General features: G+C 45.1%; 10 protein-coding genes. 2 read left to right on the top strand and 8 right to left on the bottom strand.

Annotation, left to right across the window (positions count from 1 at the left end):
• Positions 1-55 precede the first annotated feature (55 nt).
• Positions 56-2,224, bottom strand: coding sequence for a bifunctional alpha,alpha-trehalose-phosphate synthase (UDP-forming)/trehalose-phosphatase (locus tag ECHVI_RS09890; RefSeq protein WP_015265834.1), 2,169 nt, complete (start codon positions 2,222-2,224; stop codon positions 56-58).
• A gap of 583 nt (positions 2,225-2,807) precedes the next feature.
• Between ECHVI_RS09890 and dnaE the strand changes: the two genes are divergently transcribed.
• Both dnaE and trxA read left to right on the top strand, forming a co-directional pair.
• Positions 2,808-7,094 carry a DNA polymerase III subunit alpha gene (dnaE, locus tag ECHVI_RS09885; protein ID WP_015265833.1) on the top strand — a complete coding sequence of 1,429 codons (4,287 nt, stop codon included), beginning with the start codon at positions 2,808-2,810 and terminating at the stop codon, positions 7,092-7,094.
• A 117-nt stretch (positions 7,095-7,211) separates the two neighbouring features.
• Entirely contained in the window at positions 7,212-7,532 is a 321-nt protein-coding gene (gene trxA, locus ECHVI_RS09880) for a thioredoxin (protein WP_015265832.1), read from the top strand.
• A gap of 283 nt (positions 7,533-7,815) precedes the next feature.
• On the opposite strand, the gene ECHVI_RS09875 is transcribed toward trxA, so the two are convergent.
• The 7 genes from ECHVI_RS09875 to ECHVI_RS09845 all read right to left on the bottom strand — a co-directional run bounded on the left by ECHVI_RS09875 (position 7,816) and on the right by ECHVI_RS09845 (position 14,488).
• A complete protein-coding gene (locus ECHVI_RS09875; RefSeq protein ID WP_015264485.1) occupies positions 7,816-9,048 on the bottom strand; it encodes an IS110 family RNA-guided transposase in 1,233 nt (410 codons plus the stop codon).
• An 86-nt stretch (positions 9,049-9,134) separates the two neighbouring features.
• Positions 9,135-9,701: a DUF502 domain-containing protein gene (locus tag ECHVI_RS09870; protein ID WP_015265831.1), complete on the bottom strand. Its 567-nt coding sequence runs from the start codon at positions 9,699-9,701 to the stop codon at positions 9,135-9,137.
• Between the two features lie 119 nt (positions 9,702-9,820).
• Complete coding sequence (gene nqrE / locus ECHVI_RS09865) at positions 9,821-10,432, bottom strand: NADH:ubiquinone reductase (Na(+)-transporting) subunit E (protein WP_015265830.1); 612 nt, start codon at positions 10,430-10,432, stop codon at positions 9,821-9,823.
• Between the two features lie 14 nt (positions 10,433-10,446).
• Positions 10,447-11,130: an NADH:ubiquinone reductase (Na(+)-transporting) subunit D gene (locus ECHVI_RS09860; RefSeq protein ID WP_015265829.1), complete on the bottom strand. Its 684-nt coding sequence runs from the start codon at positions 11,128-11,130 to the stop codon at positions 10,447-10,449.
• 49 nt (positions 11,131-11,179) lie between these two features.
• Positions 11,180-11,929 carry an NADH:ubiquinone reductase (Na(+)-transporting) subunit C gene (nqrC, locus tag ECHVI_RS09855; RefSeq protein ID WP_015265828.1) on the bottom strand — a complete coding sequence of 250 codons (750 nt, stop codon included), beginning with the start codon at positions 11,927-11,929 and terminating at the stop codon, positions 11,180-11,182.
• Positions 11,916-13,118, bottom strand: a complete 1,203-nt coding sequence (locus ECHVI_RS09850) for an NADH:ubiquinone reductase (Na(+)-transporting) subunit B (protein ID WP_015265827.1) — start codon at positions 13,116-13,118, stop codon at positions 11,916-11,918. Before ECHVI_RS09850 ends, nqrC begins: the two co-directional genes overlap by 14 nt.
• Positions 13,119-13,123: 5 nt before the next feature.
• Positions 13,124-14,488 carry a Na(+)-translocating NADH-quinone reductase subunit A gene (locus ECHVI_RS09845; protein WP_015265826.1) on the bottom strand — a complete coding sequence of 455 codons (1,365 nt, stop codon included), beginning with the start codon at positions 14,486-14,488 and terminating at the stop codon, positions 13,124-13,126.
• Positions 14,489-14,522 lie beyond the last annotated feature (34 nt).

The following is a 14,522-nucleotide window of genomic DNA, read 5'->3' as shown; positions in this document are numbered from 1 at the left end:
AGGTCAACATGCCGGTAATTGAATTTACATACAGATGACTTTATGTCCTATACCATCAAGTCAACTTATTCAACAAGTACCTCACCTCTTTCGGACTTTTGATATTGTAATTGGCTTTGGTATAGCTGTAGCCTACGCGGATGCTGAAAGCATTTTCTGGCATCGCCTGAAAAGTGTCCTCATCGGTCCAGTCGTCCCCAATGGCCAAAATAAAATCATATTCATTTCCTTTCATAAAGGCGGAAGCCGCCCGGCCTTTGTTGATGTCAGGTCGCTTGATTTCCAACACCTTGTTTCCTTCAAGGACTTGGAGGTTATGCCCCCTGGCCATGTACTTCAAGTGACTAAAGAGCTCTCTCATCCTGAGATCACCCAATCCACTCTCCACTTTTCGGTAGTGCCAAACCAAGGAATGGTGTTTTTCTTCGATATGGGCTCCTGGCGTACGCTGTACATAATACTCCATCACTGACTTGATATCCGGTTTCCAATGGTCATCAATGTCCGCATACAGTTCCCAGTCCTTACCACCATTGATCTTCAACCACACCCCATGTTCAGCAATAATGTCCACTTTTTGGCCTTTAAACCATTTGCCCAAGGTTTCCTTGTCCCTACCACTGATAATCACCACTTGGGATTTCTTGGTCAGCTTGCTCACCAAACTCTTCAGCTCCTCATCTGGACTTGCTTCTTCAGGTTTACCTTTAAAACCGACCAAAGTGCCGTCATAATCCAAAAACAAAATTGGCTTTTTCGCCTTTTTAAAGTTCTCGTGTAGTTCACTGATAACATCTGCATCCACTTCCTTGGACTGGAGATCCAACTGTTTCTGCTTGACATATTGTAGTCGATCCATAAAGACTTTTACCCATTGGAACACATCGTAGCGCTGAATCGTCTCCTGCATGGACACAATGCGGGCCTGTTGTTCTTTTTCAGGCATGGTGATGGCTTGTTTGATCGCATCTGCCACCCCTTTGTTATTGTTTGGATTGACCAAAATGGCATCCTGCAATTCCTTGCTGGCCCCCGCCATTTCTGAAAGGATCAGTACCCCTTTCTTATTCACTTTACTGGCCACAAACTCCTTGCAGACCAAATTCATCCCATCCCGCAAAGGCGTTACCAAGGCAATATCGGACATGGCATAAAAGGCACTCAGCTCTTCAAATGGAAAACTCCTATAGAAATAATGGATCGGCACCCAGTTCAGGGTAGAATAATCACTGTTTATGCGTCCCACCAGCGTATCGATATCTTCTTTCAGGCGCTGATAAGACCGCACCTTGTCGCGGGAAGGCACCACCACCATGATCATGGAGACCTTTCCGTGGTATTCGGGATTTTCCTCCAAAAAGCGGTCGAAGGCCTTGATACGCTTGGGAATCCCTTTGGAGTAATCCAAACGGTCAATAGAAAGCAACAGCTTCTGATCCCCCAGCAACTCCAAAAACTTCTTGGCAATGGTCTGTGTCTTTTTGGATTTTGCCGACTTGGCAAACTTATCATAATCAATGCCCATTGGGAAACTGTCCACATTGATCAGCCGGTTTTCAGCTTGGATATAGCCACTCTCATTGGACAAGCCCATGATGCGTCCCACGGCACTCAAAAAGTGCCTCATGTCATCATAAGTATGGAAGCCGATCAAATCCGCCCCACACATCCCCGCCAAAATCTCATGGCGCCATGGCAACATCCTCACCACCTCATACGAAGGAAAAGGAATGTGCTGGAAAAAGGCAATGGTAGCATTGGGCAATTTCTCCCGAAGCATCTGAGGCAGCAACAGCAACTGATAATCATGCACCCAAATGGTATCATCGGGATCCGCTTTCTTCAAGATGGCATCACAAAACATCTTGTTTACCCTGACGTAAGCCTCCCAATGGTGCTCGTCATAATTGATGTTTTGGGTGAAATAGTGAAATGCCGGCCAAAGGGTCTCATTGCTAAATCCCTCATAAAACTGCTCAATGTCCTCCCTGGTCAAAAAAACAGGGGCCATTTTCAATTCATGCAGCTCAATGATAATTTCTGCACGCTGCTCCGGATCTTCCACGTCATTGCCTGGCCAGCCGATCCATATATTCTCTCCTTCCTTATAGATGGAACCCAAGCCAGTGGCCAATCCACCTGCACTGGGTTTAAATTCAAATTTCCCGTTTTTATGCCGTAAACTAACAGGCAGCCTGTTAGAGACAATAATTGTTTTTCCCATAATTATCTTGTGGTTTTCTTAAAAAGAAGAGAAGACAAACTGTATTTCGGTGTGATTCTGACAAAATATCTGTCTAAAACTTTACACTTCAATATAACAAAAAACCTGTATATAAAAAAGAATAGCGAGTGGCAAACGCACCTAAAAAACCTGAATTCCGCACCTATATTAGGTTAATATCATTTGCTCCCACCCTGTTAGAACCATATTTTCAATAAGTTAGTACTCCAGTATGCTTTTTTAGCCCCCCCTCAGGTGTGACACATCCATCCTCTCCATGCTATTCACCAGCCGTTCTTTGGAAAGGGGCCACACATTTTAGAACACCAGCATTACGGTAGCAATGGTAAAGCCATTTCTATTGACCATTCCAAAATAGGATGATCCTTATATGCCTTGATCTTCATGGTAAGCGGCACCACCATATCCAGTTACAAGGCCAATATAAAAATCAAATTATTGCTTCAACGATTCCCCTCTACCCATCCCTTAAAATACTGCGACAATTACCGCCTTCCCTCTGGTAGTTTCAAAAGATTAAGCTTAATTTAGTTTCCCCAAATTCCAAAATCCAAGGATCTATATGTACATTATTTTTGATACCGAAACCACTGGTTTACCCAGAAATTACAATGCCCCTGTCACCGATCTGGACAACTGGCCGCGACTGGTCCAGCTGGCATGGCAGCTGCATGATGAGCGGGGCAAGCTGATTTCAAATCAAAATTACATTGTCAAACCGGAAGGCTTTACCATTCCATACAATGCCGAAAAGGTTCACGGAATCTCTACTGACCGGGCATTAAAGGAAGGGCATGACCTGAAAAAAGTCTTGGAGATTTTCCATAAGGATGTAGAGAAAGCCCAATACTTGGTCGGTCATAATATTGGTTTTGACATCAATGTTTGCGGAGCGGAATTTTTACGCGTGGACTTGCCCATGCAGCTCTTGGAAAAGAAAGAGCTGGATACCAAGGACATCTCCACGGATTTCTGTGCGATCCCAGGTGGAAAAGGCGGAAAGTACAAATGGCCCACCTTGACCGAACTGCATCAGAAGCTCTTTGGTGTAGGCTTCGAGGATGCCCACGATGCTGCCTATGACGTAGATGCCACGGCCAAATGTTTCTTTGGGCTGATCACGGCCAAGGTGCAGCCCCCAGAGGACGGAATTGCCGTAGAGGAAGTCATTTACGAGCCACCAAAGCTGGATGCTGCCAACTTTGCTGCAGCCAAAGACCAGCAAAAGCAGGCGGCTCAAGATATCATCAAGCAGGCCCGAAGAGCGGACATCAGTGATTTAGTGGACACTCCTTTTAGCCACTTACACGTTCACACGCAATATTCCATTCTACAGGCCACATCTGAGATTCCCGCCATGGTCGCAAGGGCAAAGGAATTTAACATGCCGGCCATTGCCATGACCGATCATGGCAACATGATGGCTGCTTTCCACTTCGTAAAAGCAGCCATGGACAATGACATCAAGCCAGTAGTGGGCTGCGAGTTTAACATTTGTCGGGACCATCAGAACAAGTCCCAGAAAGACGATGGTTTCCAAGCTGTATTGCTGGCCAAAAACAAAACAGGATATCACAATTTGGCCAAGCTGGCATCATTTGCCTATACCCAAGGCTTTTATTATGTACCTCGGATAGACAAGGAACTGTTGGTCCAATACAAAGGGGACATCATTGCCACCACAGGAGGACTTTGGGGTGAGGTACCGTTTCTGATCCTGAATGTGGGAGAGACGCAAGCGGAAGAAGCTTTTGTTTGGTGGAAGGAGCAGTTTGGAGAGGATTTTTATGTGGAGCTGAACCGCCACGGCATTCCTGAAGAAGAAAAAGTAAACGAAGTGCTCCTGCGCTTTGCCCAAAAATACGATGTCAAGTATTTTGCTGCCAATAACACCTATTATAACACCAAGAATGACGCCAAGGCGCACGATATCCTACTTTGTGTAAAGGACGGAGAGAAAGTTGACAAGCCCAAAAGGTATATTGGCAAAAAAGGCAGGGAATTTCGCTATGGTTTTCCAAATGAGGAATTCTATATCAAAACGCCAGAGGAGATGAAAAAGCTCTTTGCGGACCTGCCCGAAGCCATCGAATGCACCAATGAAATCATTGAAAAGGTAGAGCCCTATAAGCTGGCGAGAGAAGTTTTACTTCCTAAATTCAACATCCCGGAACAGTTTCAAGACCCTCAAGACGACGAAGATGGCGGGAAGCGTGGAGAGAATGCCTATTTGCGACACCTCACCTACGAAGGAGCCAAAAGGCGGTATCCTGAAATCACAGAGGAAATCAGGGAACGACTGGACTTTGAACTTTCCATTATTGCGAATACAGGATATCCAGGGTATTTCTTGATCGTTCAGGACTTTACGACCGCGGCACGCGAAATGGGTGTGTCAGTAGGGCCAGGCCGGGGATCTGCTGCGGGCTCGGCCGTCGCCTACTGCATCGGCATCACCAATGTGGACCCAGTCGCCTACGACCTCCTTTTTGAGAGATTCCTCAACCCGGACAGGGTTTCCCTTCCCGATATTGATATTGACTTCGATGATCATGGTCGCCAGAAAGTCATCGATTATGTCATCGAAAAATACGGTGCCAATCAGGTGGCTCAGATCATTACCTACGGTACCATGGCGGCAAAATCTGCCATTCGTGATACGGCAAGGGCTTTGGACCTACCGCTCTCAGATGCAGACCGTCTGGCCAAGCTGGTACCCGACATAAAGCTCAAAGCACTTTTTGGCTTGGCAAATGACCGGGGAAAGTTAGCTGAAAAGCTGAAAAACAATTCGGAGAACATTGATAAAGCTTACGAGCTGATCAATATCTCCAAAGGTAATGACGACCTTTCCAAGACCATCAATCAGGCCAAGATCCTGGAAGGCTCCGTCCGGAATACCGGCATCCATGCCTGTGGGGTGATCATCACCCCGGATGACATCACGAATTTTGTCCCGGTGGCCTTGGCGAAGGACTCAGACATGTACTGTACGCAGTTTGACAACTCCGTCGTAGAGAATGCCGGCCTACTGAAAATGGACTTTTTGGGCTTAAAGACCCTTACCCTGATCAAGGATGCCGTGCGCATCGTGAAGGAACGTCACGGCATCGAGCTGGATCCTGAGAACTTCCCTATCGACGACAAAGAAACATACGAGCTCTTCCAACGTGGAGAAACGGTAGGGATCTTCCAGTATGAATCCCCTGGCATGCAGAAATACATGCGTGAGCTAAAGCCCACGGTTTTCGCGGATTTGATCGCCATGAACGCCCTTTACCGTCCAGGACCGCTGGAGTATATTCCGAGTTTTATCAAGAGGAAACATGGCTTAGAGCCCATTGCCTATGACCTGGACGACATGGAAGAATACCTCCAAGAGACCTATGGGATTACGGTTTACCAGGAACAGGTGATGTTGCTTTCTCAAAAACTCGCGGGATTTACCAAAGGTGAAGCCGACGTCTTGCGGAAAGCCATGGGTAAGAAGCTCCGTGACGTGCTGGATAAGATGAAGCCGAAATTTGTCAACCAAGCCGCAGAAAAAGGCCATGACAAAGCCAAGCTCGAAAAAATCTGGAAGGATTGGGAAGCCTTTGCCTCTTATGCCTTTAACAAATCGCACTCCACCTGTTATGCCTGGGTGGCCTACCAAACGGCTTACCTAAAAGCCCATTACCCTGCAGAGTACATGGCATCTGTCCTGAGCAATAACATGAATGATATCACTCAGGTGACCTTCTTCATGGAAGAGTGCAAGCGGATGGGAATCGAAGTGCTTGGCCCGGATGTGAACGAATCGAAGGATGGCTTTACAGTAAACCAAGAAGGCCAAATCCGCTTTGGACTGGCTGCCATCAAGGGGGCTGGTGGTGCGGCGGTACATTCCGTGATCGAAGAAAGAGCAGAAAACGGCCCCTATAAAAGCATTTTTGATTTTACTCAACGGGTAAATCTGCGCTCGGTCAACAAAAAGACTTTAGAATCACTGGCCATGGCAGGTGGGTTTGACTGCTTCCCTGACCACCACAGACGCCAATACCTGGAAGCTCCGGAGAATGATGCGACGCTGATAGAAAAGGCGGTAAAATACGCCCAGAAGAAGGCTCAAGAAGCAGAAAGCTCTCAAGTATCCCTCTTTGGAGGAGGATCGGGAATGGAAGTCCCCATGCCCAGCATTACCCCTATAGAGCCTTTTAGCCAATTGCAACAGCTAAACATTGAGAAGGAAGTTGTGGGGCTTTACATCTCAGGTCATCCGCTGGATCAGTTCAAGGTGGAATTTGATTCCTTTACCAACACACCACTGTCAGAATTTGCCAACACCGAAGCCTTAAAAACCAAAGGGGAAATAAAAGCAGCTGGAGTGGTCACCTCTTTTGCGCACCGGACAACCAAAAACGGAAATCCTTTTGGTACCCTGACATTGGAGGATTACAATGGGGGACATACTTTCTTCCTTTTTGGTGAGGATTATATCAAGTACAAGGAATACTTCATGACGGGATGGTTCCTCTATGTCACCGGTAGTGTGCAGGGAAAACGGTGGAATCCTGATGAGCTGGAGTTTAAAGTAGGCAACATCATGCTCCTGAATGAAGTTCGAGGCAAAATGGTCAAGGGCCTTCGCTTAAACATTAGCTTGGATGACCTTACCCTGGACTTGATGGAAAGGCTTGAAGCCATTACCTCCAAGTATAAAGGAGAAGCGAAATTGTACATCAATGTCACGGATGTCAAGGAAAGAATTGCCGTGGATTTGAGGTCAACCAAGTTTTTGATAGATCCTTCTCAAGACATGATCAAAGCACTGGAAGACATTCCAGAAGTACAATACAAAATCCTTTAATACGACAAGTATAAGGGCATTCGATAAAATATTTTCCTCATTAAGGAACTAAATAAAACCTAAAATACTTTAGAATATTATATTTGAGGAAAATTGAAACTTAAAACAAATAATAAAATGGCAAAAGCAATTGAAATTACCGACGCAAATTTTGAGGAAATCATCAAATCAGACCAACCGATCCTAGTTGATTTCTGGGCTGAGTGGTGCGGACCCTGTAAAATGATCGGGCCAGTAGTCGAAGAAATTGCTGGTGAATACGATGGAAAAGCGGTGATAGGTAAAGTCGATGTAGATGCAAACCCTGCTGTAGCCTCTAAGTTTGGCATCAGAAGTATCCCTACCCTACTCTTCTTTAAAAATGGTGAGGTAGTAGACAAGCAAGTTGGTGCTGTACCAAAATCAGTACTGGCTCAAAAGCTAGAAGCTCAAATCTAATGATGAGTATAAAATCAAAATGAAAAAGCTCCATTCTGGAGCTTTTTTTCTGAAAGAGAAAATCTAAAAATAGGCTTGTTCAGTCATTTTTAAAACTGGTAGGGCATAGTTTTGCTATCCTTTGAAAGGTTTTTTAAAGGACTATAAATTAAGTTAGGCCAAGTTAGAGAGTAAAATTTTTTCTACATGCTCGAAGCAATAACCGTTTGTTCTTGGCCTATGAGTTCAGTTTTTATTCCGGGACTTGTAAATCACCAATAAAAGCTCGAACTTTCACTTAATCTTAATTGGGACGGATGTCCACTTGGACTCCGAGCCCGCGCAGGCGCTCTAAGGATTTCTTAATCTGCGCCTGCTTTCTTTTTTCCTGATAGGTTGTATCGTCAGGCTCTAGGTAGGGCTCCTTGTTTTTGAGGATGTAATACAGTCCGGTCAAGATTTTATGAGCTACGGCAATCAGGGCCTTTTTAGATCCGCGGCGAGCAGCTATTGCCCCATATTTGCGGCCCAAATAGGTGTCCTTTGTGTGTGATGCGGCCCAAGCAGCTTCGACCAATGCAGTTTTCAAGTATTTGTTCCCATGTGTGATGCGGGTTGACTTCTTCTTGCCTGCACTTTCGTTGTTGCCCGGGGAGACACCTGCCCATGATGCCAGGTGTTTGTGATCAGGAAAAACCTCCATGTCATTGCCTGACTCGGCCAGGATATTCATGGCGGTTTCTTTACCTATTCCGGGTATGGTCTGGAGTAAATCGACCTCTTGTTGAAGCTCGACTGCATAACGCTCAATTCTAGCCTCGATGTGCCCGATCTGGGCGTTGATCGAATCAATGGAATCACGGAGTGTGGCCAGCATGAACCGGTGATGTTCGGTGAGTCTTCCCTGCAGAGAAAGTTTGAGGTCCGCCATCTTTTTGCGCAAGGAACCTTTGGCAAGGTTGGCCAGGTATTCAGGATCATCCTGTTTCCGGATCAAGGCATCTATGATGAGCGTACCTGTGACCCCAAAGATATCCGAAGCCACTGAGGCCAGTTTGATATTGGCATCTTCCAGGATTTTATGCAACCTGTTGCGTTGGGCGACCCGCTGTGCGATCAGCTTACGTTTATACCTGCAAAGATCACGTAGCTCTCTTATCCACTCGGTAGGGACAAAGCTCCCCTTTAACAGACCGCTTAGAAGCAATTTGGCAATCCATTCACTGTCTTTCTTATCTGTCTTATGACCGGGAACATTCTTGATATGCCGGGCATTTACCAGGATAATCTTAAAATCCTCTTCCAGGATGTTGTAGACAGGTTTCCAATAAACTCCGGTACTTTCCATCGCAATGTGGGTAATGGAAAGGGAATTCAGCCATGTTTTAAGCTCCTCGATCTGAGCAGTAAAGGTCCCGAAGGTACGGGTATCAATCTCAACGTCAATGCCACTGACTGTGGCCACTACCGTCTTTTGGTGAACATCGAGGCCACAGCCCCGCTGGATCACCTGTTCGAATTCAATTTGTGATGACATAACCGATAAGTGAATGTGAATATTCTACTTATACGGATAAACTCCTCTTTCATTCCCGTTTGTGAAGTCCTAATTCATGAATGTTTTTATTTTTTTGGCTCGCTCAATTCAGAAACACCCCCTGAAACAATAAACTTCATCACCTCAGTGCTATTGGCTCCTTTTAGAATCCTTACGTTTGCCCGAGGAACCAAGAAGCAATTACCGCTAAAGTTATAAGAGTGCGGAAGGTAGATGGCCACTAATTCCTCCTCATCGATCATGGATAAATCCTCTTGGGTCATAAAGCCCAGACGGCTCACATGTTCGGAAAGCTTGACGATCACCGGGGTATTGAATTTCTTTTTATCGCCTACGAAGGCAGACATCAAATCTTTGATGCTGGTATAGAGGATATTCACCAAAGGAATCCGGAACAGCCACTTTTCAATCAATTCAAAAATGGGCCTGGTAATGAAAATATTGGCCAAGTAACCAATAAATGTAATCAATCCAAAAACGATCAAAATACCGAGCCCTGGCACCGGTACTGGCAACAAGTTATCCAAGAACTGGACAATATAATAAATGATATATGCCGTCAGGGCCAATGGAGCCACAAAGAGCAACCCTTTAAAGAAATAGTTTACGACACGCTTAGAGGTAAATGACATAGTTCTAATGTTTTGATCTGAACATTAACGTATAAAAATAATGCCTGAATTAATGAAAACAATAAAAAAGCCCTATCAAAAGATAGGGCTTTTTATTAAATTTTATGCGTTTACCTGAATTACAGGTCAATGCCCATAAATGACATGAAGGCAATTCCCATCAATCCGGTAATCAGCATCGTAATCCCTAGACCTTTCAGTCCATTAGGGACATTGGAATATTTCAATTTTTCACGGATGGCCGCAAGGGCTACAATGGCAAGGAAAAATCCAGTACCGGAACCAAAGCCATAAACACCGGCTTCAGCCAACGTGTAGTCTCTTTGTGCCATAAAGAGTGATCCACCTAGGATGGCACAGTTTACAGCGATCAGAGGAAGGAAGATCCCCAAGGCACCGTAAAGTGCAGGAGCAAACTTTTCTACGACCATTTCCACCAGCTGCACCATCGCGGCGATGATTGCGATAAACATGATAAACCTCAAGAACGTGAGATCAATCGTGGCAAAAGACTCTCCTAGAAAAGACAACGCCCCTTCCTTCAATACAAATTCATTTAAAAGCCAGTTCAAGGGCACCGTAATGGTCAATACGAAGATTACAGCAGCACCAAGTCCTAGCGCGGTACTTACTTTTTTGGAAACGGCCAAAAAGGAACACATTCCCAAGAAGTAAGCAAATACCATATTGTCAATAAAGATTGACCGAATTCCTAAGCTAAATAATTCCATCTCTTAGCAATATTTTAATGTTCTACATAACCTGTCTTGGTACGCTGTACCCAAATGATCAATCCCAAGATGATAAAGGCACCCACAGGGCTCACCATCAGACCGTTTGTTGCCAGAGAGAAATCTTCTCCAAACCAAGAAGAAACGGTATCGAAAACAGGAATACCGAATACGGAACCTGATCCCCATAATTCTCTAAAGAAAGCTACTGTCAGAATGATCCAAGAATACCCCAGTGCACTTCCAAATCCATCCAATACGGAATCATATGGTTTATTACCTAAAGCAAATGCCTCTAGCCTTCCCATTACGATACAGTTGGTAATGATCAAACCTACGAATACGGACAACTCTTTGTACATATCATAAGCAAAAGCCTTAAGAATCTCATTTACCAGCGTCACCAAGGTGGCCACTACGGCCAACTGAACGATAATCCGAACACGGGTAGGGATGGTATTCCTCATGATGGAGATGGTCAGGTTAGACATCACGATCACGAAAATTACCGACAATGCCATTACCAAGGTAGGCTTCATCTGTGTGGTCACCGCCAGTGCAGAACAAATCCCCAATACCTGAATGGTAATTGGGTTATCATCTACCAATGGATCAGATATTAATTTTTTTCTTCGCTTTGACAGAAGCGCCTCAGCCGGCTTTTTGATTTCTGTCTTTTCTGCTGTTTCTGTACTCATATCATATTATGTTGAGACGTTCTACAATATTTTTAAAGGCAAACAATCATCAGGATTTTCCTTTTACCTTGTCCATGTAAGACTGGTAATATCCGAGATAGTTTTTAAGCATTTTATTCACTCCTTCTCCGGTAATGGTAGCGCCAGACATGCCATCCACCTTGTGCGGTTGAGAGGAATAGTCTTTGCCTTCACCCTTTTGCATGCTTACAGCTTCCAGCTCTCCTCCGTCACCAAAGATCTCTTTGCCTTGGTACCGCTGCTGAACCTCAGTAGAGGTAATCCTCGCTCCAAGCCCCGGTGTCTCACCAGCGTGGGAAAAGGTAACCCCCTCGATGGTGTTCAGGTCAGTTTGGAGGGCCAAATATCCCCAAATGGAATCCCATAGCCCCGCACCGTAAAGCGGAAGGATATAGGCCACTACTTTGTCTTCGCTTCCCTCTTCATGATAAATGTAAACCGGATAAAGACGCTCCTCTGCAGGTTTCTTATAGTTCTTAGCCACGTCTACCGTTTCCGCAATAACTTGCGTACCTTCCTGCTCTGTCACCTCTTCTCCATTGATATTCACTACCTTAGAAGAAATCGTATTCTCATAATATTCATTGATCTCCTTGGGCTTCATGGCTGCAATTTTTTCTGCGTCCATTACTGCACCCAAGATTTGCTTTTTATTATCCAAGGCTACAGCTTCTTTCTGAATAGGTCCCAGCAGCTGAGACGTGCCTGAAAGTAAAAACCCAAGAACAACGGTAAGAATTACCGAGAATGTAATGATGTATGTATTAGACTGTTGCACGTTGTAACCTCCTTTTCTTGTTTGCTTTTACAACATAATAATCAATAAGTGGAGCAAAGACGTTCATCAATAGAACCGCCAACATAATGCCCTCTGGATATGCGGGGTTGGTTACCCGAATGATGACGGTCAAGAAGCCGATCAGCAAGCCATAAAGCCATTTTCCTTTTTCTGTCTGTGATGCAGAAACAGGATCTGTAGCCATAAACACGATACCGAAAGCCACGCCTCCCATGACAAGGTGGTAGTGTGCAGGCATCGCCATGAACTCATTTGCTGCAAAGGCATTCATGATCAATCCCATGATATAAGTTCCAGCAAATCCACTTACAATGATCTTCCAGCTTCCTACGCCTGTAGCGATAAGGATCAACGCACCGATCAGGCACATCAAAGCAGAGGTCTCACCGATGGACCCTGGGATAAAGCCAAAGAACATATTGGCAAAGCTGTACAGCTGATCGCCAATGGCTGCATTATGCGTAGCTAAGGCACTTGTCACAGCTTCTCCGCTTTGACCGGCGCCGTAGGCTACAGACAGGGCAGTTGCTCCTGAAAAACCATCTACGGCAGTTTTTTCGCCCAAGTACGTCCATACCTGGTCACCTGATATCTGCGCAGGATAAGCAAAGTACAAGAACGCCCTCGCGGTCATTGCCACGTTTAAGATGTTCATTCCAGTACCGCCAAACACTTCCTTGGCAATCACTACTGCGAAGATAGTGGCCAAGGCTACTTGCCAAAGCGGCATGGTAGCAGGTACCACCAACGGCACCAACATCCCGGTTACCAAGAAACCTTCGTTGATAGGGTGCTTACGGATTACGGCAAAGATCGCCTCCACAATCCCCCCTGCTGCATAAGCTACTATAACAATTGGTAACACCAATTTCAAGCCCAACAGGAATTTTTCACCAAAGCCAACGGACTCTCCTACTGCTAGGAAGTGCTGCTCGCCGACATTGTAAATCCCAAATAGCAGACAAGGCAAAAGGGCTACCACCACAGTGATCATCATACGTTTCAGATCGATGGCATCTTTTACCTGAGCTCCTTTTATACCCGTTGTATGGTTTGGAGAAAACATGAACGTCTCCCCCGCTTCGTACAAGTAATATAAATTCTCAAATTTACCTCCCTTTTGAAAGAGTGGCTTCTGTTTATCTAACAGATCACGTAGAAACTTCATATTGATTAACTATATTGAATTAGTTCTATTCCTTTTCTGACAATGTCTTGAACGGGATGCTTGGACACGTCGATAAATTCGCAAAGTGCCAAGTCTTCCTCTATGATTTCATAAATCCCCAACTCTTCCATCTCATCAAAATCCTCTGCCATGATGGCTTTCAGGAGATAGATAGGAAAGATATCCATAGGAGTGACCTGCTCGAAAACCCCGGTCTGCACAAATGCCCTTTCCTCGCCTCTGGTGTTGGTATCCAATACATATTCCTTGTTTGGAGAAAGGAAAGACAATAAGCCCAGCGCACGGTGGAAGCTCAATTTACTACTGGTCGGCTTCGCCCAGCCCATAAACTCATAGTAGTCGCCTTCAGGAAGCAAGGTGATTTGGTGATCATAATACCCCAAATAACCATCATGGTTGATTCTTTCTCCCGTAAGAACATTTCCAGAAACCACACGGAAGTGATCAGACTTGGTATTTCCTGCCACTAGCTTGTCGACACACGCTCCTTGGTAAGTCTTCGCATACACTGCTTTTTTGGCTTCCGAACCAGTGATCGCAACCACTTTGGAAGCATCATAGATTCCTTCCAAAAGAAGTTTTCCTATTTGGACTACGCCGTAAGGATTGATGGTCCAAGCGACCTCTCCTTTGTTAATGGGGTCCAAATGGTGAATTTGAACACCTACATTGCCTGCAGGGTGGGGCCCTGAAAACTTGTTCACTTCCACTCCTTGAGCACCAGCATACACAGGAGAAACCTCAGAATCCTGGTCTAAATTAAGGTGAACTTTTCCGGAAGTAAGTTTTTTGAGGGTGTTCAATCCAGCTTGGAAGTACTTTTCCTGTCCTTTCAGGAGCACTCCGTAATCTGGAGCAAGGGGATGGGAATCAAATCCAGAGATGAAGATTGCCTTAGGCTCGTCTTCTGGATTGGCCACGATACCGAAAGGGCGCTGGATGATTTGTGGCCATACACCACCTTTGAGGAGAGCGTCAGTAGCTTGCTCTTTTGTGAGGCTCTTGAGGTCTGACTCAGAAAACTTGCTAAATTCCTCATAGCTAATTTCCTTATCAGCCATGATTTTAATCTCCAACAATTTTCTTTTTTCACCTCTCTTGATCTCAACAATCTCTCCTGAAACGGGAGCTGCATAAAGAACGGATTCAAGCTTTTTGTCAAAGAGAATGGGGGTCCCCGCTTTCACGGTATCGCCCTCCTTGACAGTAACTTTTGGACGCTGCATACCTACAAAGTCTGTAGGCTTGATCGCGAAGGTCTGAGCCGGCGGGAAAGCTTCGGTTTTCTTTTCTGCCTTCCCTTCCAGCTTAATATCAAATCCCTTCTTAAGCTTAACTAGTTTTGACATATTTTATTTGAAACTATATGGTCCTTTGAAAAAC

The sequence above is a fragment of the Echinicola vietnamensis DSM 17526 genome (assembly GCF_000325705.1).
GTDB lineage: Bacteria > Bacteroidota > Bacteroidia > Cytophagales > Cyclobacteriaceae > Echinicola > Echinicola vietnamensis.
Note: the sequence above shows the minus strand (reverse complement) of the source record. Positions and strands in the feature narration are given on the sequence as shown.